Origin of the sequence: Chitinophaga sancti (genome assembly GCF_034087045.1) — a bacterium.
In the GTDB taxonomy this organism is placed as follows: Bacteria; Bacteroidota; Bacteroidia; order Chitinophagales; family Chitinophagaceae; genus Chitinophaga; species Chitinophaga sancti_B.
This window is the reverse complement of record NZ_CP139247.1, coordinates 7,651,170-7,673,444: the sequence shown is the minus strand read 5'-3', so window position 1 is coordinate 7,673,444 and position 22,275 is coordinate 7,651,170. Positions and strand designations below refer to the sequence as shown.

Below are 22,275 nucleotides of genomic sequence, written 5' to 3'. Positions count from 1 at the left end.
GCTTCGATGTTAAGAAGAACCTTATTCAAAAGAATGGGCGGCCTGTTATTGGCGCCTGCATTGCCATTGAGTACGCTGGCGGCAACCGGTGCAAAACCCGCATTGCGCATCGCCCATCTCACAGATATTCATTTGAAGGACAAATTTGATGCGCCCCGTCACCTGCGGGATTGTTTACATCATGTACAATCGCAATCGCCCAAAGTAGATTTTATTCTTAATGGGGGCGACCTGGTATTTGATATGAACAAAGAAGATCTGGCGACTAACGAAGCGCAGTGGAAACTGGTGAAAGGAGTGTTCAAATCAGAATCCGGTTTGCCCATGTATTCAGTGCTGGGGAATCATGACCTCTGGTGGAAGGAAAAGAATGAAAAGGAATATGCCTTAACGCAGCTGGAACTGGCGAAGCCTTATTACAGTTTTGTAAAAGGTGGATGGAAGTTTATATGTCTGGACAGTGTGCACCTGGATATTGACAATACCTGGTATATTGGAAAATTGGGAGAGGAGCAGTTTCATTGGCTGGAAAATGAATTGAATAATACAGATAAGAACATGCCGGTGTGTGTCTTGTCACATATCCCTATACTTACGGCTACACTAATGATTGAGGATAACATTGTCAACAAGTGGTCGATGTTGGGTGGAGATATGCATACAGATACAGCTGCGATCATCAGTCTTTTTTACAAACACCCAAATGTGAAATTGTGCCTGAGCGGGCATATACATTTAAGGGATAAGGTGGTGTATAACAATGTGACTTACATCTGTAATGGTGCGGTGAGTGGTGCCTGGTGGGAAGGGAACAGGAGAGAGACGGCGCCGGGGTATGGGTTGATTGATTTGTATGCAGATGGGACGTTTGCAGAGCAATATGTAAATTATTAAAAGCCTTGCGGCAGCAATAAGCAAAAATTTCTTTGCTGCCGCAGGCCATTTTTTTAGTGTGTAACTTTCAAACTATACAAATTCACCTTACTCCCCAAATTATCCGCCGCACTCAAATCATGATCCTGTAAATAATTCCCCACCTGAAACCTCACCATTACAAGCTTAATTTTTCAGATCAATCCTATTTTATTCGTTTTTTTAAAAGATATACAGGGTTAACGCCGGGACGATACAGGGTGACAAAAAAATAATAGTAGCTGCGGTTATTTCCAGGTATTAAATTTCAATATCCCTTCCGGGAAAATCTTCCAGTTTTTTCGAAACCGGCATATCTGTTTCCTCAATCGCCCATACAGCCATCGCATACAAAACAGGGCGCAGTGCTATTCCGGAAGGAGTTAAACTATAATGCACTACAGGAGGAATATTTTGGGTAGCGTCCCTTACAATCAATTCATCCGTTTCCAGTTGTTTTAATTGCTGAATGAGTACTTTTTCACTGATACCCGGAATATTTTTCTTCAATTCATGATAGCGCTTTTTACCAGATAATAATTGAAACAAAATAATAGGTTTCCAGTACCCACCGATCTTTTCCATCACATATGTAACAGGGCATTCCTGGAATACTGTCTTTTTATTTTCCTGAATAGTCGAGCTTTCTTTTATAGCAGTCATAGCTACCTACTTTAGGGTAAGTTCTTCTTTGAACCTCCTCACAAAGGTAGCTTTGCTGTAGTAAAAAATCAAAACATGAAAATCACACTCACAGGCTCATTAGGAAATATCGGAAAGCCACTTGCTACACAGTTGATCAGTGCAGGGCATGTAGTCACCATCATCAGTAGTAATGAGCAGAAGAAAACAGCGATTCAGGCTCTTGGTGGTATACCAGCTATAGGTAATATACAGGATGTTGATTTTTTGACCGCGACATTCAAAGGTGCAGATGTGGTATACACCATGATCCCTCCTGATTTTAGCGTGTCGGACTACAGGGCATACAGTGCATCATTAGGGCAATTATATGCACAGGGTATTCAGCAGGCAGGAGTGAAGAATGTCGTAAATATAAGCAGCATGGGGGCTCATTTAAAAGAGGGAACAGGGTTGACAATCGGATCCTATGAGATGGAAACAGCGCTCAATAAAATTCCGGATGTGCATATCAAACACATGCGTTTACCATACATTTTTACCAATCTTTATGGTAATATTTCGATGATCCGTCACATGGGTTTTATAGGTGCCAATTATGACAAAGATACCCGCCTTGTAATGGTGCATCCGGAAGATATTGCAGATGCAGTGACGCAAGCTATTCAAACACCATTTACGCTGCCTCATCACATCATTTACGTAGTCAGCGATGACCGTACTATGGCCGAAGTCGCTACGGCCCTTGGCAATGCCATTGGTCAGCCGGATCTTCAATGGGTGGTTTTTACAGATGAACAGGCATTGGCAGGTATAATGCAAAGTGGTATCAGGGAAGAAATAGCCCGGCTATTGGTAGAAGTAGGCATAGCCGTACGTACAGGCATCCTCTGGATGCCTTATGGAAAGAAAGAGGGTACCCGCAGCCTGCAAACCTTTGCAGATGAATTCGCTACCCGTTATCAGAAAAACTAACCGCTGATATCAATATGTTTTTATATTATAAAAATATGTTATCTTGTGGTTCGCTATGAGATACACATTATTTATCCTTGGAATTACCTTGGGGTTTATTGCTTGTAAAAACTCAGTTGCCAGTAAACCTGAATCTGAAATTGAAACCGCCACCGAATCCGCACCCCCTGTAGCAGAGCTGGATTCCGTAGGTAACTATGAAGCATTGGATACCGCCCTTAGTTTCGCCGGCATATGGGTGAATGAAGGATATGTGAATGACCTGCATATCACACAATCCCCTCGTCTTTGCAGGGCCGATAGTATTAGTTGTCTGGAGATCCCAGCACGCACATTGATGGTGACCAGGTATATTGGTGGTTTCCATGATGGCGAAGCAGATATAGTAGTTGTGAAAAGCGGGGATCAATACCTGTTTACCAGCCCTGACCGTAGTAAAAAGAATGCTGATACTATCCGGATTTTTTCTCCTACAAGGATCAAAATTCGCGATACCTATCTCTATAAATTAGTGAAGGGCGATGTGACTAAACCAGATTGGGGAATATTGGAAGAGTTGTTATTCAGTGGTACTTATCACCTGGAAGATGGGAAGAAAGTGGTGTTTGGAGAGAATGATACCATTGCAGGGTTGGATCTTTTTACCCATTATACGCCGATCATTGATGATTGGTATGCTGAGATAAATAATGATGTGGATTATATTGAATTCCAAACTTCGGAGAATAAAAGGGAGAAATATGGATATAAGTTTTTTATGGATACGCTGACGATCTTTAAAACAAAATGTCTACAAGAGAATAGCAGAACAAAAGCGTGCACATTTGAAACTTATGGAGATAAAGTGTACACATTGATAAAAGAAAAATAATTTTAAAGGCTTTTGCCGCCAGGCAAAAGCCTTTAAAATTATTAAAATGTCACTTACCAGACCTGATATCTTCTGTCATCCCCTTATAATGCGATGCTCATGTACCCCACTAGGAAAGAAAATCACCCCATGTAGCTTTTCCCGTCCAGGCATACAATTCACACCTACATCAGTACCGGTAGGTTCTGTCCATACAATCTTATACACATCATCCGCAAGTTGTATATGGTCAATCATCTGTTGTATGATATGATACAATTTGTATTATCATTTAAGGGACATATCGGGAAAAATGAATTTCTTCTTATCAGTTCTTCGTTAAATATCACTCAAAAATAATTTCAATCATTAATTCCAAACCTTCACATTTAAATTTTATATACTATATTTGACCCTCCAATTTTAGCATATCGAAAGGCCTAATACGAACGTGAATTCTGAGACTATGAAATATACCATCCTTTTCGCATCAGCATTTATGCTAATGACGAGTTGCAGGCAACAAGCTATAGATACTGCCAATAACGACAGTACCTTCATCCTGGAATCTGCACCTTCCATTGCACAACAAACTGAGGATGCAAATGTGCTGAAAGTGTACGTCGAGAAAAACGGCACCATCTTCGCCAATGGCACTCAGGCCACCATCACCGAATTGGACAATCAATTGAAAAAATTGAAGGAAAAAAACGGCATCGTCTGGTACTCAAGAGACAATCTTTCTGACGACCCTTCACGCGAAGCAATGGCTGCCGTCAATGAAATATTGCAATATGAATTAAGCGTGAAGTTTTTCGCTGACAAAGAATTTAAAAAAGAAGCAGATTTTTAATGCATGCCCGGGCGTATAAATCCTAAGGCAAACGAAGTACCTACACCCAGTAACGCACCCGTAGCTACATCCGTAGGATAATGTACCCCCAGGTACATTCTGGAATAGCCTATCGCCGATGCCCATACCATGGAAGGCGCTATGATATACCATTTGGGATATGCCCTGGCCAGCGCCGTAGTAGCACTGAAAGCAGAAGAAGTATGACCAGAAGGAAATGAATAGGATGTCGGTTCGTACACTGCTTTCAGTCTTACATTACTCACAAAGGGTCTGGGTCGCTTTACGATTACTTTAATCAGCGTATTCAGAAGAAAAGTAGTCGCTGTACTACTTGCAATATACAGGGCGTTCTGCTTCATGTCAGGGTCGTTTTTAATTAACCCCGCTGTCAATACCACTACTGGTATTCCCACATCTACATAATCATTCATATTGGAAATAGTGCGCCACATCTTTGTCTGCCCCGGCGTACGGTGAGCCGCCAGATCTTCGAGCACACGATCATCAAACTGTTGTAATTTTGATTGGGCAAATGTATCAGGGTGTAAAAAGATTAACAATGCCGGAATGATGTACCATTTCATGGGTACAAATGTAGTTATTTCGTAGGAGGATATAATAAAGCGAACATTCTCAGGGGGGTATTTAGATTACTTCATCTGCTGATACAACAACACCAACACAATTAAATCCTTCAGCTTATCCCTCAGTGTCGCCAACGCATATGTCAACTGATTCTCCACCGTTCGCTTACTAATCCCCAACCTTCCCGCAATCTCCTCATTCGTCAGTTGCTCCTTCCTGCTCATCAAAAATATCTCCCTACATCTTTTGGGCAATCCTTCCAGCGCCGTCATCAGCCTCACTTCCAACTCTGCCTCCCGCAATTTATCCAATGCCGTATTCCGCTCCTCAGATTGCGATAGCAATTCCAGCGTATCTGTATAAGTCACCCGCTGCTGTTGCTGCTGATGCGCCTTTCTATACACATGATAACGGGCCGCCGTTGTCAGATACGCCGGAAAAGACTGTATCTGTAACTGCGCCCGCTTCTGCCATAAATTGAGGAAAATATCATGTACTACTTCTATGCAGGTCTCCTGATCTTTCAGATGATGAAATGCAGTCGTATACACCCTATACCAGTACCGGTCATACAAAAGCGAAAAAGCTTTTGCATGCCCCTCCTGTATTGCCTCCCATAAATTTTCATCTGCCGTCTGATCATTAAACATAACAGAATCAAGATAGGAGTTTTCAACAGAAAATCATAATCAGGACAACCCACCACCTTTTAATTCCGGATAAAACTCCCCGTCACCGTTTTCGCCCCATGAATCACCACGAAATACATACCCGGTTGCAGTGCAGAGATATCCAGCGTCTGCTGTTGCCCTACCACCGCCATCTTTCGCACACCTTTCAGGTCGTATACGGTAATATATTTCCCATTCACATCCACTCCTGAAAATTGAATGGTATTTGTAGCCGGATTAGGATAAATCACCAATGAGTTGTTGGCAACCCGTTTCATAAAAGAAGCTGGTACCTCCTCAGGATGCAGCACAAACTTTACCGCATCTGCAATCACATACCCATTCGCAGAATCATTTCGTATCAACACATTCCCGGTTGTTCCTGCTGCAAAATCATACGTACCTAAATATTTCCACACCCCATTATCTATTTGCTGGTTAATGATGTAACTACTGCTACCACCTGAATAATTTACATCCACAGGCGTATTGGAAGCTCTATTAGTACCGGAAGACCATCGCATATACACATCATATGTACCTGCTACTGCCAGATCAGGAGAATATCGCATACTCTTACCGCCGGTAGCGCCTGTATTCCCATCCACCATGTAATTCGTACCATAATACCCCGGTAATGAAGTACTGCTGCTCCAGGTACCTGTTGCCACCGCACCCGTATTATCCACAAAAACAATATTGGCCGAAGGCATATCTTCCACCACATGTCCCAATGCGCTCTCTACCGTAGATACTGAGGATACCCTGTAATAATAAGTCACATCATTCGTCACATTGGCATCTGTATAAGTAGTGCCTGTAATGCCCGAAGCTATCAATGTATAAGGTCCTGTTGCTGCTGTAGCTCTGTACACATTGTAGCTGGTAGCCCCTACGGCAGTTTTCCACCAGTTTAACTGCACCACCTGATTCCCCGCCTCACTTGTTAAGTACATGGGCAGATCAGGTGCAAAACCGACAGGATCAGTAGTAGCAGAAACTTCCCCGCTATTTCCATACACATAATAATAAGTCGTGTTGGCTGTTAATCCCGTATCAGAATAATTAGTCGTAAGCACTGTATCAATGATGGTATAAGGTCCGCCACTTATGGTCGCACGCTTTAACTCACCTACTGAATCAGGAGGTAGCGCCAGATTAATAGCAGTAGGAGACACCCCATATGCTCTCAGACTGCCTGACTGTGGCTGTCCGGAATTCTGTGTGTCAATAAACCATTGCTGCATATACTGCCCCTGATTCTCTCCATTCATCAGGTTCCAGCTCCAATCAAAATACTGCGGTTTCCAGAAGTTATCGAAAATATACCCGGTCCAGCCTATTTCCGGATGCGCATCCATATAAGTTCTAAAAGGCGTTCCCCACGCAGTCGTTGTACCATGTGTCACAGCATCTGAATAACTACTATTATCATTCCAGCCAAATTCCGTCACCATCACCGGAATGGTCTGCGCAGCCGTACCAAACTTCGTATTCAGGTTAGTCGTCGTTGCTGCTCCCTGATTAGGATATATATGATATACATATACAAGGTTCGTACCCGTCATTGGACTGGCCAAAGCACTGTTTACACGCGTGCTCCATTGTGGTCCACCTACCAGGATAATATTTTTAGGCGCCACTGCCCGGATCGTATCAATCACTGGTTGTATATAACTCTTCCAGGTCGCCCATACATCCGGGTTAATCGGTTCATTATATACTTCAAACAATACATTCGGTGTATTCGCATACTTTGGCGCCACATATTTCCAGAAGTTCATCACTAATACCTGCGGTATCCCACCTGAACCATAATTAGAAACAAAATGCAGATCCACGATAATATACAATCCCTTAGCAATCGCCTGCTGTACATAAGGATCTATAATATCGGCAAAACTCTGTGCCGGATCGCTCACCTTGGCACACGTCACCTGCAACCGTACAACGCGGGATTGCCAACCTCTGCCGGCATCCGCCTGCCATTCCAGCATTTCACTGATAGGTTTGGTATTACAGGTGGTACATTCATTATTATGTTCCGGCGCCAGAATAGATACACCTCTCAGGGTAATATTATTACCAAGGGAGTCTTTGATCCGGTTACCATCTACATGTAGCCAGGGTACCTGCGCATGAACAGCAAAATAAAATACAAGGAACAACCATAGTATAGTTAGGGTCTTCATAAAAGTGGAATTAAAAAGTGAAAACAAACAATACTTAAATTTAAAAAAAAATCTTCAAAACTATGTGTGTGTCTTCCCACCATTTGTCTCTTTATTAAAGTATGACCAGGGAAGAGTATCTCAAACTATATGAAAAGTATGATGCCGGACTTTGCAATAGCGAAGAACTGGAACAATTGCATGCCTACCAGGATGATTTTGAATTGCTGAACCTTCCCTGGGATCCCGCTATGGGAGAGGAGTCTGTGATAAAAGTACGTAGTTTCCCCCGCATCCAAAAGACCCGGATCTTCAGCATACTGTCAGCAGCAGCAGCCATTCTCCTGCTTATTGGAACAGGTCTTTTTTACTTCCTGCATCCAGCAAAAGAGGTGAAAACTACTGGAATGAGTATTCCGCACATACTTCCCGGTGGCACCCAACCTACGCTCACATTATCCGATGGTTCAGTCGTGACACTGGATAGTCTGCAAAACGGTACGCTGGCAAAACAGGGCAATACAACGATTACCAGTCAACACGGTCAGCTGACCTACGAAGGCACCGACGAAAGAAGCAACATTGTTTATAATACCATCAATATTCCTAAAGGCGGTCAATATGCACTGGTACTTTCTGATGGTACCAAAGTATGGATCAATGCCGCTTCTACACTGAGATTTCCGGTTCGCTTTGGAAATGAACGGATCGTAGAACTCACTGGTGAAGCCTACTTTGAAGTGGCCCAACAGCCGGCACACCCATTCAAAGTAATTACAGGACACAAAATGAACATCGATGTACTCGGTACCCACTTTAACGTGAACGCCTATGCAAATGAGCCCAAAGGAATCGTATCTCTGATGGAAGGCAGCGTGAAAGTCAGCGATGCACAACATACCTGTATCCTGAAACCCGGCCAGCAGGCATGGGCAGATAATGACCTGCGCGTGGCAGATGAGATGGATGAAGAACAGGTACTGGCGTGGAAAAACGGTCAGTTCCAGTTTGTCAATACTTCTCTGGAACAGGTACTCCGACAACTGGAAAGATGGTATAATATAGAGGTCAGTTACTATCAGCTACCCGCCAAACACTTTTACGGAACTATCCCCCGTAATGTGGAACTGGCGCAGGTCTTAAATATGCTAACTGTTACCGGCGGGGTAACATTCTCAATGGAAGGTCACAAGTTAACAGTAACAAATGGAAAGTAAACGATAAGCAAATCAACCAATTTTTTAATCAGCTGTAATAGCACGCCGGCGTGCTAAAGGACATTGCATTTTTATCAACCAAATGATCATCGCTATGGCATTTAGAAGAATTACCAGTAGCTGTCTGCTGCTGTTAGTATGTATCCTCCTGCAAATCCCGATCATGGCATCACCTCAACAAAGAATTGTGCTGTCAGTAAAGGATGCGCCACTCGAAAAAGTATTGAAAGAACTAACCAGACAAAGCGGTTATCATTTCCTCTACACCGCAGAACTCATGAAAGAGTCTAAACCCGTGACTTGTAGCACGAACACAGCCAGCATCGAGGAAGTATTAAAACTCTGTTTTAACAACCAGCCATTATCCTATGATATTGTCGACAAAATGATCCTCATCAAATCGAAGGAGCACGACAAGAAAGAATGGATGATGGCCACTCCTGACCAGTTCACCATCAAAGGACAGGTGACGGACGAAGGTGGTGTACCACTGCAGAATGTCACCATCAGTGTAAAAGGTAATACCAGTGTACACACTATGACAGATGCAAGAGGAAATTATTCCCTCACTGTCAATGATGAACATGCCGTATTGATCTTTTCATTTGTCGGCTATGGACGAAAAGAAATGTCCATCGCCGGCAAAGTCACACTGGATGTAACGCTACAGCCAGAGACAAAACAACTGGAAGAAGTAGTCATTGCCTATGGTACTTCGAAAAATAAAAACCTGACCAATGCTGTGGCACAGGTCAAAGCAAATGAAATTGAAGACAGACCTGTTACCAACCTGGCCAGCGCCCTTACCGGTGCAGCACCGGGTATACAAACAACAATTGGCGGTGGTCAACCCGGAGATGGACCAGATATCCGTATCCGTGGTTTTGGCTCTGTAAACGCCGGTAATGCACCGTTGTATGTAGTAGATGGCGCACCTTATGACAATGCGCTGAGCAGCATCAATCCAACAGATATCGAAAGTATCTCTATACTCAAAGATGCTTCTTCTGCAGCCTTGTACGGTGCCCGCGCCGCCAATGGGGTCATCCTCATCACCACCAAAAAAGGAAAGAAGAACAGCATGCAGGTGAACGCCAATGTATCACATGGCTTTAGCTCCAAAGCTTTCCCTGATTATGACAGGGTGACATCGAAAGATTACTATCCACTGGAATGGGAAGCTTATCGCAACAGCCTCGTGTATTCCAGCGGTTCCAGTATAACAGACGCCAGCACCGCTGCTTCTGCCAATATCAAATCAGCATTGGGTTATAATCCCTTTAATGTAGCCGACGATCAGATCGTACTCACTGATGGTACACTGAACCCGGATGCAAAACTGCTATATGCAGACGATGTAGATTATGGCAACTGGAAACGTGCGCTGGAACGGAATGGAGAACGTAGTGAATATAACCTCAATGTAAGCGGCGGTAGTGATAAAGGCACTTATTACATGTCTGTAGGCTATCTGAAAGATGATGGTTTCTCCATCCGCTCTAACTTTGAAAGAGCTGCTGCCCGTGTAAATGCAACAGCTACTCCGAATAAATGGTTCCGCACCGGTGTGAACCTGGCTGGTACAATGGTGTCTTCCGATCAGGCAAATACCGGAAGTGGTCTCAACGAAAATCCATTTTATATCGCCCTGAGAATGGGCCCTGTTTATCCTGTATACGAACACGATGAAGATGGTGCATATGTAAAAGATGCTACCGGTCAGAAAGTATGGGATGCGGGTTCTGCGCGTCCCGTATTTACTGGCAGAAATGTATTGGCAGAAACAGTGTTAAATCAGAACCGTCTGAAAAGGAATATGCTCACAGGCAATACCTTTGCTGAAATTACTATTCTGAAAGATTTCAAGTTGTCCACCAACTTTAGCAGTGCAGTGAACAACTACCTCTCCTCTGTTTATGACAATGCGGAGATTGGCGATGCGGTGGGCTCCGGTCGTGCATATCGTACCAACTCAATTACGACGACCACTAACTTCAACCAGTTACTGAACTACTCCAAAGAATTAGGACAGCACGGTATCAAAGTATTGTTAGGTCATGAAAATTACCGCTACCAATACAATTACCTGTATGGACAGAGAACCAGCCAGATCGTAGAAGGCTCTACCGAATTAGACAATTTCGCGACGCTGGCCGACCTGAGTTCATATACCAATACCTATCGTACAGAAGGTTTATTCTCCCGTGTAGAATATGCCTATGCTGATAGATACCTGTTGGCAGCATCCTTCCGCAGAGATGGATCATCCAAGTTCTCCCCGGAAAACCGCTGGGGAAATTTCTGGTCATTGAGTGCAGGGTGGGAAATCAATAAAGAGAATTTCTTCAAAGCAGACTGGGTAGATCAGCTGAAATTAAGAGCATCTTATGGACAGGTAGGCTCAGATGATTTGTCAGGTTACTACCTGTACCAGGCATTGTATTCCGTTGGGTATAACAATGGATCAGAACCGGGCTTGCTGCAATCGACCATTGCCAGCCCTGACCTGAAGTGGGAATCCAGCAATAGCCTGGATGCGGCGATTGATTTTGCATTCTTCAAAAACAGGCTCTCCGGTACATTCGAAGTATTCAACCGTGGTTCCAGCAATCTCCTCTTTGATGTCCCCTTACCCGTTACCTCCGGTGTGGAAACACAGGCAAAGAACATTGGTAGCATGTACAACCGGGGGATAGAGATCCAGTTGTCCGGCGATGTGATCCGTCACAAAGACTTTAGCTGGAACCTGGGCATTAATGCAACCACTTTCAAAAACAAAATCACAAAGCTGCCACAGGAAGAAATTATCACAGACAGCAAAAAGCGTAAAGTGGGTCATTCTCTCTATGACTTCTGGCTGCGTGACTGGTATGGTGTAAATCCTGCAAACGGTGCCACCCTTTACAAAGCAGATGCATTTGATAATACAACGACCACTTTTGTCAATGACAAAGGAGATACCGTAACCACAGATCAGAACAATGCCCGCTATCATTACGCCGGCAGTGCAATACCTGACCTCTATGGTAGCATTACCAATACATTTAAATACAAAAATTTCAGCCTGCAATTCACCTTTATATATCAGTTGGGTGGAAAAGTATATAATGGAGAATACGCCACCCTGATGGGCTCCGGCACTACCTACGGTTATGCACTACACAAAGATCAGTTAAAGCGCTGGCAGAAAGAAGGAGATATCACCGATGTACCGCGTATGGACAATAGCCAGGGCAGTGCATTCAATGCATCGAACAGTGACCGCTGGCTGATGAGTGGATCTTACCTGAGCTTAAAATCAGCTACGCTGGGGTACATGGTGCCTAAGCAGCTGCTGTCAAGAATAGGCGTGCGCAGTGCACAGTTCTATGTGTCAGGCGAGAACCTGTTTATGCTCACCTCTATGAAAGGGATGGATCCATCTAAAGCATTTACAGGTGTGATCTCATCTACCTCTACTTATTCACCGGCACGCATCATTTCAATCGGTGCTAATTTCTCACTCTAATTTTTCCGGCACATGAAAAAGTACATCTTCATAATAGCAGCCATCACCCTTTTTTCCTGTAAAAAAGAGTTGAATACCTCACCTACAGATGCCATCTCCGATCAGGTGGTGTTCAGCAATATCAGCAATGCAGAAGAGGCATTGAATGGTATATATCGTGCACTGTATATACAGTACGCAGGCCAGTCAGAAGACGGGCAGGGTGCCATGATGATCAATATCGACTGGATGGGAGACGATGTGGTACATACGGCAGCAGGTACCTCTTATTTCAGGGAAGCGTATAAATGGAACAGTCATCGCGACGCCTCCAGTGCATTGACATACTTTGCCTATCGCTTTTATTATATCATCATCTCCAATGCAAACAGTATTATCAACAACATCGATGCCGTAGAAGGAGAGACGAGTGAAAAGAACCGCATTAAGGCAGAAGCCCTGAGCCTGCGTGCATGGGGGCATTTTTACCTGGTACAGTTATTCGGGGAGCGGTATGATGCAGGTAAGGAAAATACACAGTTAGGCGTACCCATCATGACCACGAGCAACACGGATGCCCATGCCCGTAACACTGTAGAAGAAGTGTATACACAGATCAATGCCGACCTGGATGCAGCTATCACCTTATTCGGCGATGCAGCAGCACGTACAGTTAAAACACACTTTAATCTGAATGTAGCCGAAGGACTGAAGGCAAGAGTGGCACTCACCATGCAGGACTATGCAACAGCAGCCAGTTATGCGATGAAGGCACTGAATGGCTTCCCGCTGAAGACGAATACCGTTTACATGGCAGGCTTCACCGATATCTCTAACGATGAATGGATGTGGGGTATCAATCAGCTGGCAGATCAGCTATATACTTATGGCACATTCTATACTTATATGTCGGCTAACTTTTACAGCTCCTCACACACCAAAAACAATCCGAAAGCCATCAATAAACTGTTATATGCAAAGATCACAGCCACCGATGTTCGTAAAGGACTCTGGGATTCTACAGGTAAGAATACAGCCTTTCCGATTGTGAACAATGGGGTTCGCAAAGCATATATGCATCGTAAATATCTCGTAGCCGATATCAACTCTACAGCAGGTGCTATTCCTTACATGCGTGCAGCAGAAATGTACCTCATAGCAGCAGAGGCATTGGCAAGAGAAGGTGGGCATGATGCGGAAGCAGCAGCAGCATTGTATACCTTAGCAGTAAACAGGGATCCGCAATACCAGTTAACTACCAGTACAGGCACGGCATTGTTAGATGAGATTATGGTACAGCGCAGGGTAGAATTGTGGGCAGAAGGTTTCCGGTTCCTGGATCTGAAACGTACCAATAGTGCGCTGGACAGAACGAACAGTAATCACACGTCTGCACTGGCCAATATATTGTCAGTCGATGCAGGTGACAAACGCTGGCAGTTCCTGATACCTGATGATGAAATGAATGCGAATCCATTGATGGAGCAAAACCCGTTGTAAAGAAAATGAAAAGACTATTTTATATGCTATTCCTGTTGTGTGCCTGTAAGGGTACACAGCAGGTAACATCCTCCTCCTTGAAGGTAAAGATGCAGGTGAGAAAGGAGTATGATTTTGAAGGGGGCGTACACTTCAGCAACCGTTTTCCTGGTGCCCGGGCGAATGACATCAGGCAGGTAGATGATAGTACGTTTAAGATTACCATTCTTCCTGAAAATGCACCCATCAATCCAAGTCCCTGGTATGCATTCAGTGTATGGACAGACCGGCCTGGTCGCATACATCTCTGTTTAGATTATGATAAAGAGCAACATCGCTATGATCCTAAAATCAGCAACGATGGCCGGCAATGGATAGATACGACACAGGTACGTCTTTCGGCAGACAGTACAAAAGCATGGTTCACGTTATTGACATCTCCCGATTCACTTATAGTGGCAGCACAGGAAGTGATTCCTTCTGTTGCGGTGTACAACTGGATAGATAGTCTGCCCAATGTGCAACACGAAACTATTGGTTACAGCATTCTGCACAAACCAATCGTGGCCCTGCACACAACAGGGAGTGATGGCAAAAAACTTATAGTTGTATTAAGCCGTCAGCATCCGCCGGAGGTAACCGGTTATTTTGCTATGCAGGAATTCGTTCGGGTGGTAACTGCCAATACGCCGGAAGCGATTCGCTTTCGTCAGCAATATGAGATCCTGATCATGCCTATGTTAAATCCGGATGGGGTGGACGAAGGAGACTGGCGGCATAACCTGGGTGGTGTGGACCTGAATCGTGACTGGGATAAATTCAGACAACCTGAAACGAAAGCGGTAAAAGACTACCTGGAAAAGACCATTGCTGTACAGGAGGCGAAGGTGTATTTCGGTCTTGACTTTCATTCTACATACAGGGATGTATTTTACATCAATGAAGATTCAGTGCATACGAACAGGCCGGGGTTTACCCTTCAGTGGTTAAAGGAATTCCAGCAGGCGATACCCGGGTTCAAAGCCAGGGTAAAGCCTAGTGGTAATGGGGGGAATGTTTCCAAAAGCTGGCTCTCCCGCGAGTTGGGGGCAGAAGCATTGACGTATGAAGTGGGAGATAACACCAGCAGGGATCAACTAAAGATGAAAGGCCGGGTAGCGGCCGAAGTCATGATCAGATTATTGCATTAAGAAAGCCACCGCAGGTACTCGTTTCCTGTTGCTGCTACAGGCAGCAACAGGAATTTGTTTTTTATTCACAATTTGAAATCCTTGGATTATCGCTTGATCCGCACGGGAATAAATACTTACTCTGCGCAAACCCCGCCACCGGACTATCCGTTACTTCCAGCGCCGTCATGCCCTGTGGGAGGGTCGCCTGTGCAGATGATCCATTGCCTAATGCCGTATTCTTCGCATTCGCATTTCCATTAAAGCTATAATCTATCATCGCGTCCAACAATCTATACACCACATAATAATCATAGGCATCATAAGCAGTTCTTGTATTCGGCAAATCATGGGCAGCAGTATAAGTATATCCATCTACCACACTTTGCTTCACTAAAATATAATCCTTCTCCGCATCCGTAATATTGATATGCTTAAACATATCTATCGACATCCTGTGATCATTCGTCACATCATCATTATATACTTCTGAAATCAATTTCGTATTGGAAGGAAAACTTTGCAATTGTGTATCGGTAATATTATAAGAATACCACTGAGCCATGGTAAAAATAAACCGGCCGTTTTCACCCCATCCATTGTCTACAAATCCTTTATATGCCAATGCATAAGAAGCACCACCACCAAAAGAATGCCCCATAAATCCCACCTTCTTAGTGTCAATAATATTGGGATAGTCATTCACCGCCTTCAGAAAACTCTGCCACAAAGTATTATACCTTGAATCTACCGTTACACCTGTGGTAGGATAAGGTGCAAACACCACTGCATAACCTTTCTTTGCAATAAAATTGTACAAGCCTATATTATAAGACACCTCTTCACCTCCATAAGGATGTGAATAAAAAATAACAGGCACTGGCCCCGTCGCTTCTTTTGGGTAGAATATGGTGACTTTCTTATCAGTATAGGTAGGACTATCAAAGCTTACACTGTCCACCGTATAACTGCCATCTGCACCATACCCACTGCTGGGGCGTGATACTGGTCCAGTCAGATCATCATCAGTGTTTGTAACTGGAGTAGTGGTCGATTTTCTGCAGCTACAACAGAGTACTAATAGGGCGATTACGAACATTCTCATGGTAGTAAATTATTATATCAGTAAAGAAAATAAAAATTCCAGAGAGAATATCTATAATCGGGGTGAAACAGAATATTTGTATGGTAAAGCTGATAATAGGTCCAGTCAGTCATTTCCTCTTTTTCGTAAATGAGAGTGCTGATCAGAGTCGCTATCAGGTAGTTAAGTCATTGTCTGTTAATGGCCTTGATGTTTCGCTGGTGGGAAACCGGCTTATCAGTTACCGGTTTAGTGGCCTGATAAGCTTCGAGATTTTGTCCCTTTTCTTTATGTTTATATAACCAATCTCCATACGCAGGTGGCGGCAATGGAATATCATTCTTAGCAACAGCATTAAAATAACCAGCCTGCGAGTCCATCTCCGGATCCTTTTTTTGATGGCAGGAAAATAATAAACAGGTAATAAGGATAAAAAATAGATACTTCATCAGGTATTATGCTTTAAAACACTTTTCAGCACCTTCAATGCACTCTTCGTATCCTGCGATAATCCGCTGATAATATCTCTAAACCCATACAGCAGATGATCCAGGTTATTCTTCTCACTCTTCCAATCAATGAACCTCGCACTTTGCGGCGTTTTTGCAAACCCTTGCAAAAACTCATATTTAGGATGATTGAAAAGCGAATTGATCTGCTCCTGCAAATCTTTCACCTGTTCTTTCAGCGTGGTATTATACAGGTGTAACTTATCATTCGTCAGCGAATCAGGATGTCTGTCTTCCTGCTCAATCCACTGAATCTCCAGTTGTAACATGGTCAGCAGGTCTTCCTTCTCTTTCGCTATCACCAGTTGCTTCATCAACTCTTCTTTCAATTGTATCTTTGTCGGATCCTGTTCCAGATCAGGATGAAAAAACTTAGCCAGTTGCCTGTACAATTGTTGAATATTCTTCCTGCGCAATGCATCCAGCAGCCGTTCCTTTTCTTCTTTATAACGTTCCCGTTTTGTCGCACTGACAGGTGCCGGCAAAGTCTCATCACTCGCCGCCGCAGCTCTCAGTTTAGTCAGATACGCTTCATTGATATCATGGTAGGAGGTCTCTGACAAGGCATTGAATATATCCAGCAATTCCCCCTCCGGCTCCGCCTGCTGATACCTGAAGATGTCGTTTAATAATTGCAGGATCAACAACCGCAGGTCTTCTTTTTCATGGTCAGACAAGCCTTTGGAAATAGTCATAAACCCATTCATCAACACCGCCAGTTGGCCCCGCAAATCAGTCAGCTGTTGTATGAATGGGTAGATAAATTTGATATAATGCTGGCGTTGCTTATCCAGTACAGCCGTCAGCTCCGCCAACTCCTGCCGGAGTGTGGCAATTTGCTGAATCAGTTTATTAAAGGTCTTTTGCTCTTTGCTGAGGCTGGATTTTTTGATACTGAGTTCCCCTGGTCGCTTATCTAATTCCTGTGACATAGGGTCAAAAATAGGAAAAGCCCGCAGAACTCCACGGGCATTTCGGTTTTAATAAATATATCTACGCACTGCGAAGCCTGTTATACATCCAGTGCTCCATTGACCTGGAAGGTTTTTCCCCAGGTTAGGTTTTTGTGGATGCCGTACCCGGGCACAACCTGGCACCACCGTTCCTGGGAAATTATAGGGGTAATAGGTAATCCTGGCCAGCGATTGGTAAGCATCTATGCCTTGGTTCCCCGTGGAACCTGCACTGAGACGGAGCTTCAAAACATTGATCCCTTTTACGTTTTCAAAGAATCGCTCCTTATAATTATTCCAGCCGATTCTTGGTTAGGGGTATTCTTAGATAATACAAAGGGGAGACTGCCTCAAAAGTCAACATTACTTTTGAGGCAGCCTCCATATATTTACAGGTTATTCAATGCCAACTGTGCACGCTTTTTCATTCGCCCGTCCGTCTTCACCAGATCTTTAAATAGTTGTCTTGCCTGGGCTTTCTGTTTTTTATATTTGAAACACATGGCCAGCTGATATCTCGCTAATTCTCCATAGCTGGTGGCGGTGTCTGTCATTAATTTTGTAAATATTGGCATGGCTTCATCCAGGTTTCCTTTGAAATAATAAGCCATGGCAGTTCTATAAAGAGATTGATCCGATCCGGCTTCAGCTATAACCGGTGGTGGCGCTGCAGTAATACTATCATCACTGGTCACCACATCAGTATGCGCTGTGCCGATATCTGTAAGTGACGTTCCGGCATCCGTTTGCGCTACTCCAATAGAAGCAGCCACAGGTTCGGCTTTCGCAATAGCCGGATGAATTTTTTCATGTTTTACCTGTTGAGCAGCCAGAAAAACAATGCCGGTTACGATCGCTGCTGCCACTACACTCCAAAAATAAGTAAGGAATCTTTCCTGCGTTTCAATCTTCTTTTGATAACGTTCTACTTCAAACACAGGTGCAATATCACTACTACTACGAATGAGTTCCTGAACTTTCAGACTCATAGCCTGGTATTGCGCGTGGTATTTTGGTTTTTGGAGAATCTCTACCGCATCACTGCATAGTTCACAATTGACAAGGTGTTGTTCGAGAAGGTGTTTTTCCATGTGGGTTAAACGGCCATCTACATAGCGGGGGAGCTGGTCTTTACTAAAACAACGAACCCTGCTGAAGATCTTTAATATCTTGTCCTTGTTGTCTAAATTTTGCATAGTCTTGTGTTTCGGGATTTTCAACGATCAGCATTAAAGCTGGTTCCTGTTTGATAGGTTTTGGTTGTTCTAAAGTTGTTACTAATTCTTCTACGTTCGCTGGTTGTTGCGCGTCCTGCTTTTGCTTTGCGGCTTTCGCATATCCACGCTTTGCACTCTTCACAGGTTTCGCGTATGCTACTTTCACATCTTCTTCGATCTTTACAACTTCCATCTTCCCATTTTCGGCTATCATCTTCACCTTCTTATTCCGCTTCACCACTTTCGTCTTTTCATGCTCGTCTGCATTTTTCACATCCTCTTCTACATTCACATATTCTATCGGCCTCACCTTCGCATATTCCAACTTTTCCAAAATAATTAACGCCAATTCCTGTTTCGCTCTCCTGATCAGTTTCCTGATCTTATCCATTGTATACTCCCTCTCTGCCGCTATCTCTGCAAACGTCTTCTGATCAAAATAAAACTCCTTCAACATCTCCCTATGTGATGATTCCAACTCATCAAACGCTGCTTTCATATACAAAGACAACTCCTTCCTTTGCATCAGATGGCTATTCGCCTTCTCCACTTTATTCTCCAACCGTGTGATATCGCTGGATGCAGAAGTCGGAAAATAATACGTATTCCTTGCCTCTCTGTTTCCCTGTGACTTAATAAAAAACTGCATCCATTCTCCTATTTTAGGAATCGTCTGCGTATGCAAACTTTTAAATAGCCGTTTTAAAAGAGAAGGGAAAAATTCATCAGGGGTATTATCGTAATTGTTTAAAGAAGGCAAGGAAACCGCCGCCAGTAAATGGCTATATCTCTCAAGTAAAATTCCTGCTGCTTCCTCATCTTTCAGTTTTCTTGCTCTGGCCATGAGCTCATGGTCTGCTATATTTGCAAGTTGATGTAGCATAGTTCTGATTAATATTTACAAATAGAAATATATGGGAAAAAAACGCATTGAGGAATTAGCCAATAAGTATGCCGTATGAGCTGGCAAAAAATGAAGATGATTGATAGTCAATGGCCTGTTGCAAAAGCTATCTTTTGCATATTAGATAAATCACATGTGAAATTCCACGGTACAAACAGGTTTTTAATTGGATGAGAAACTATCCAAATTAGTAATAATCAGATAATTGTATTTTGTGCAATGGCGCACTGTCGCCAGTCACATTTTGTGGAAACATCAGTTACAAGTTGAGGAAGTACTAATCACTTTACGATGTTCTCTTCCCCAGTGGATCAAACTTTCCACAATCGGGTACAATGACTCGCAATAGGCGGTCAGCCTGTATTCTACGTTCCTGGGAAAATCTGGATCTTCTCTTCTTTCAACCAGGTTATTCAATTCCATCATCTGCAATTCTTTTGACAGCATGGCAAAAGTGATCCCCGGAATACTTTGCGCAATCTCTCTATACCTGCGCAAACCATTATGCAACGCTAATACAACAGGTATTCGCCACTTTCCACTCAACACATAGAGTGCATCCTGCGCATACCTGATTTCCTTCTCATCCTTTATTGTACAGATGTACGGTTTTTTCTTTTCCATATTGCTATAGTTTACAATAGCAGTTTTAATCTCAGTCAATACTGCAATTACATTTGCTAAAACTTTTCTGAAATGACAACAAAGTTATTACATCTGCACATAAAAAACGGAGTCGCAAATATTACTTTCAATAATCCACCTGTGAATGTACTGAGTGGTTCATTGATGAAATCTTTAAAGGAAGTCCTCCATGGATTATCCAATGATGTAAAAGTAATCGTCTTTGACAGTGCGAACCCCGATTTCTTCATTGCCCACGTAGATATCAATATTCTCGATGAACAGGATGTATTGAATGAATTACTGCAAACAGCGCCCGAAGGATTAAATATATTTCAGGCAGTTGGCGAAATGCTGAGAAACTTGCCGCAGGTCACTATCGTAAAACTAAAAGGTATTGCCCGTGGTGGTGGCGCTGAATTTGTTACCGCAGCAGATATGAGTTTTGCTTCTTTAGAAAAAGGAAAGCTTGCACAATGCGAAGCATTGATGGGCATTATCCCCGGTGGTGGCGCTACCCAATACCTTCCTGCAAAAATGACCCGTGGCCGTGCATTGGAAATTATGTTAGGTGCTGATCTTTTCGACGCCGCTACCGCTGCGCAATATGGTTGGATCAACCGTGCCCTGCCTGATGCCGAAATTGACGCCTTCGTAGACCAGCTGGCACAAAACATAGCTGCCTTAGAAGAAGGAATCATTTCCACAACAAAGAAAGTATTGGCAGCAGGCTTTAAAGCAGAGAATGATGGGTGGGCTGCATTGGCATTCACGCCGCGAACCGCAGAGATCATGAAAAAGGCGATGGAAAATGGAGCACAAACAGTAGCAGGAGAATTGGAAATAGAATCGCTACTCAGGAGTATAAAATAGAAAAATCCCGGCATCACCGGGACTTACTTTGTAGCGAGGAGCGGATTCGAACCACTGACCTTCGGGTTATGAGCCCGACGAGCTACCTCTGCTCTACCTCGCAATGAGGGTGCAAATTTAAGAAAATAAATATCTCTGCCAAATTTTTTTAAAAAATAGACTAATTAAATGATTGTCTGAACTGCAAAGGAGTCACTTTTGCCTTTACTTTAAAAAATTTGCTGAAAGATTGAGAGTGCTCAAACCCAAGCTGAAAAGCTATTTCAGACGCAGATAGGGTAGTGGTCGACAACAACTCCTTTGCTTTTTCAAATAGCCGTGCCTGTATTAGCTGCTGCGCATTCTGGCCAGTGAGGGACCGAAGCATATCGCTCAGGTAACTGGGGGAAAGGTTCAGTTGTTCTGCCAGGTATTGAACAGAGGGCAATCCTTTGGATGATGGATAATCATGTTTAAAATAATCATCAAAGAGGTCTTCCACGCGTTGCAACAGATCGTAGTGCATGACCTTGCGCGTCAAAAACTGGCGCTTATAAAACCGGTTAGCATAGTTCAGCAATAACTCAATATGAGAGATGATCACATCCTGGCTAAAATCATCGATCCGGCTATTGAGTTCCGTATCAATCATCTGAAAAATGGAAATGATGGTATTCTTTTCCTCTTCTGAAAGATGCAGTGCCTCATTGGTGGAATAAGAAAAATACCCATATTGCCTGATCTTTTTGGCAATAGGGTAATTCAGTAGAAAGTCCGGATGTATCAGCAGCACATACGCAGAACAGATCGCAGGATGGTTGGAATTTTCACCAATGATCTGACCCGGGGAAGCGAATAGCAAACCACCCTCATCAAAATCATAGTAGCTCTGGCCGTACCGTATCTTTCCGCTAAGCCTCGGTTTATAGGATATTTTATAGTACGTGAGCACATGAGGTCCCGCAGGCATATTCTCTATTTGGGTAGTCGGTCCATTGAGCAAACTCACCAATGGATGCCTGGGATTCGGTAACCCAAGTATGCGGTGCATCTCAGAAAGAGATCCCATTTTATAAGGAAGATTTTCTTCTTTTTTCATGTTTATGCACATTAAAGAA

Annotated in this window: 22 protein-coding genes and 1 tRNA gene; 10 read left to right on the top strand and 13 right to left on the bottom strand. The window is 43.5% G+C overall.

What is annotated here, in order from left to right; all coding sequences use genetic code 11:
* Positions 1–6 precede the first annotated feature (6 nt).
* Both SIO70_RS30715 and SIO70_RS33630 read left to right on the top strand, forming a co-directional pair.
* On the top strand, positions 7–894 hold the full coding sequence (locus tag SIO70_RS30715; RefSeq protein WP_320577363.1) for a metallophosphoesterase family protein: 888 nt from the start codon (positions 7–9) through the stop codon (positions 892–894).
* Between the two features lie 131 nt (positions 895–1,025).
* Positions 1,026–1,148: an AraC family transcriptional regulator gene (locus SIO70_RS33630; protein WP_414017947.1), complete on the top strand. Its 123-nt coding sequence runs from the start codon at positions 1,026–1,028 to the stop codon at positions 1,146–1,148.
* 25 nt (positions 1,149–1,173) lie between these two features.
* Here SIO70_RS33630 and SIO70_RS30710 read toward each other — a convergent pair whose 3' ends face one another.
* Positions 1,174–1,575 (bottom strand): helix-turn-helix domain-containing protein, encoded by a 402-nt coding sequence (locus tag SIO70_RS30710; RefSeq protein WP_320577361.1) that lies wholly within the window; start codon positions 1,573–1,575, stop codon positions 1,174–1,176.
* A 75-nt stretch (positions 1,576–1,650) separates the two neighbouring features.
* Here SIO70_RS30710 and SIO70_RS30705 point away from each other — a divergent pair, with 75 nt between their 5' ends.
* Positions 1,651–2,529 carry an NmrA family NAD(P)-binding protein gene (locus tag SIO70_RS30705; RefSeq protein ID WP_320577359.1) on the top strand — a complete coding sequence of 293 codons (879 nt, stop codon included), beginning with the start codon at positions 1,651–1,653 and terminating at the stop codon, positions 2,527–2,529.
* Between the two features lie 55 nt (positions 2,530–2,584).
* A complete protein-coding gene (locus SIO70_RS30700; RefSeq protein ID WP_320577358.1) occupies positions 2,585–3,400 on the top strand; it encodes a hypothetical protein in 816 nt (271 codons plus the stop codon).
* A gap of 75 nt (positions 3,401–3,475) precedes the next feature.
* Here the strand turns inward: SIO70_RS30700 and SIO70_RS30695 are convergent, their stop codons facing one another.
* Entirely contained in the window at positions 3,476–3,637 is a 162-nt protein-coding gene (locus SIO70_RS30695; RefSeq protein ID WP_320577357.1) for a phenolic acid decarboxylase, read from the bottom strand.
* Positions 3,638–3,845: 208 nt separating this feature from the next.
* On the opposite strand from SIO70_RS30695, the gene SIO70_RS30690 reads away from it, so the two are divergent.
* Positions 3,846–4,232 carry a hypothetical protein gene (locus SIO70_RS30690; RefSeq protein ID WP_320577356.1) on the top strand — a complete coding sequence of 129 codons (387 nt, stop codon included), beginning with the start codon at positions 3,846–3,848 and terminating at the stop codon, positions 4,230–4,232.
* On the opposite strand, the gene SIO70_RS30685 is transcribed toward SIO70_RS30690, so the two are convergent.
* The 3 genes from SIO70_RS30685 to SIO70_RS30675 form a co-directional block, all read right to left on the bottom strand.
* Positions 4,229–4,819 (bottom strand): phosphatase PAP2 family protein, encoded by a 591-nt coding sequence (locus SIO70_RS30685; RefSeq protein ID WP_320577355.1) that lies wholly within the window; start codon positions 4,817–4,819, stop codon positions 4,229–4,231. The two genes, SIO70_RS30690 and SIO70_RS30685, sit on opposite strands and share 4 nt — an antisense overlap.
* 66 nt (positions 4,820–4,885) lie before the next feature.
* Positions 4,886–5,470 (bottom strand): RNA polymerase sigma-70 factor, encoded by a 585-nt coding sequence (locus SIO70_RS30680; RefSeq protein WP_320577354.1) that lies wholly within the window; start codon positions 5,468–5,470, stop codon positions 4,886–4,888.
* A 59-nt stretch (positions 5,471–5,529) separates the two neighbouring features.
* On the bottom strand, positions 5,530–7,683 hold the full coding sequence (locus tag SIO70_RS30675) for a cellulase family glycosylhydrolase (RefSeq protein WP_320577352.1): 2,154 nt from the start codon (positions 7,681–7,683) through the stop codon (positions 5,530–5,532).
* 101 nt (positions 7,684–7,784) lie between these two features.
* Between SIO70_RS30675 and SIO70_RS30670 the strand changes: the two genes are divergently transcribed.
* From SIO70_RS30670 to SIO70_RS30655, 4 genes are all read left to right on the top strand, one after another.
* Positions 7,785–8,879, top strand: a complete 1,095-nt coding sequence (locus SIO70_RS30670; protein WP_320577351.1) for a FecR family protein — start codon at positions 7,785–7,787, stop codon at positions 8,877–8,879.
* A 94-nt stretch (positions 8,880–8,973) separates the two neighbouring features.
* Positions 8,974–12,387 (top strand): TonB-dependent receptor, encoded by a 3,414-nt coding sequence (locus SIO70_RS30665; protein WP_320577349.1) that lies wholly within the window; start codon positions 8,974–8,976, stop codon positions 12,385–12,387.
* 12 nt (positions 12,388–12,399) lie between these two features.
* Complete coding sequence (locus SIO70_RS30660) at positions 12,400–13,866, top strand: RagB/SusD family nutrient uptake outer membrane protein (protein WP_320577347.1); 1,467 nt, start codon at positions 12,400–12,402, stop codon at positions 13,864–13,866.
* Between the two features lie 5 nt (positions 13,867–13,871).
* Positions 13,872–15,035: a M14 family metallopeptidase gene (locus SIO70_RS30655; RefSeq protein ID WP_320577345.1), complete on the top strand. Its 1,164-nt coding sequence runs from the start codon at positions 13,872–13,874 to the stop codon at positions 15,033–15,035.
* Between the two features lie 61 nt (positions 15,036–15,096).
* Here SIO70_RS30655 and SIO70_RS30650 read toward each other — a convergent pair whose 3' ends face one another.
* The 6 genes from SIO70_RS30650 to SIO70_RS30625 form a co-directional block, all read right to left on the bottom strand.
* The gene (locus SIO70_RS30650) at positions 15,097–16,119 is read right to left on the bottom strand and encodes an alpha/beta hydrolase (protein ID WP_320577343.1); all 1,023 of its coding nucleotides are present in this window, start codon (positions 16,117–16,119) and stop codon (positions 15,097–15,099) included.
* 167 nt (positions 16,120–16,286) lie between these two features.
* Positions 16,287–16,547, bottom strand: a complete 261-nt coding sequence (locus tag SIO70_RS30645; protein ID WP_320577341.1) for a hypothetical protein — start codon at positions 16,545–16,547, stop codon at positions 16,287–16,289.
* Complete coding sequence (locus tag SIO70_RS30640; RefSeq protein ID WP_320577339.1) at positions 16,547–17,539, bottom strand: hypothetical protein; 993 nt, start codon at positions 17,537–17,539, stop codon at positions 16,547–16,549. The genes SIO70_RS30645 and SIO70_RS30640 overlap by 1 nt, the downstream gene beginning before the upstream one ends.
* Before the next feature lie 410 nt (positions 17,540–17,949).
* Complete coding sequence (locus SIO70_RS30635; RefSeq protein ID WP_320577338.1) at positions 17,950–18,756, bottom strand: zf-HC2 domain-containing protein; 807 nt, start codon at positions 18,754–18,756, stop codon at positions 17,950–17,952.
* Positions 18,695–19,660: a hypothetical protein gene (locus tag SIO70_RS30630; protein ID WP_320577336.1), complete on the bottom strand. Its 966-nt coding sequence runs from the start codon at positions 19,658–19,660 to the stop codon at positions 18,695–18,697. The genes SIO70_RS30635 and SIO70_RS30630 overlap by 62 nt, the downstream gene beginning before the upstream one ends.
* A 276-nt stretch (positions 19,661–19,936) precedes the next feature.
* On the bottom strand, positions 19,937–20,305 hold the full coding sequence (locus SIO70_RS30625; protein WP_320577334.1) for a helix-turn-helix domain-containing protein: 369 nt from the start codon (positions 20,303–20,305) through the stop codon (positions 19,937–19,939).
* Between the two features lie 72 nt (positions 20,306–20,377).
* Here SIO70_RS30625 and SIO70_RS30620 point away from each other — a divergent pair, with 72 nt between their 5' ends.
* Positions 20,378–21,178, top strand: a complete 801-nt coding sequence (locus SIO70_RS30620) for an enoyl-CoA hydratase/isomerase family protein (protein ID WP_320577332.1) — start codon at positions 20,378–20,380, stop codon at positions 21,176–21,178.
* Between the two features lie 31 nt (positions 21,179–21,209).
* On the opposite strand, the gene SIO70_RS30615 is transcribed toward SIO70_RS30620, so the two are convergent.
* Both SIO70_RS30615 and SIO70_RS30610 read right to left on the bottom strand, forming a co-directional pair.
* Positions 21,210–21,281: transfer RNA gene (locus tag SIO70_RS30615), tRNA-Met, on the bottom strand.
* A 57-nt stretch (positions 21,282–21,338) separates the two neighbouring features.
* On the bottom strand, positions 21,339–22,256 hold the full coding sequence (locus SIO70_RS30610) for a helix-turn-helix transcriptional regulator (RefSeq protein ID WP_320577330.1): 918 nt from the start codon (positions 22,254–22,256) through the stop codon (positions 21,339–21,341).
* Positions 22,257–22,275: the final 19 nt, after the last annotated feature.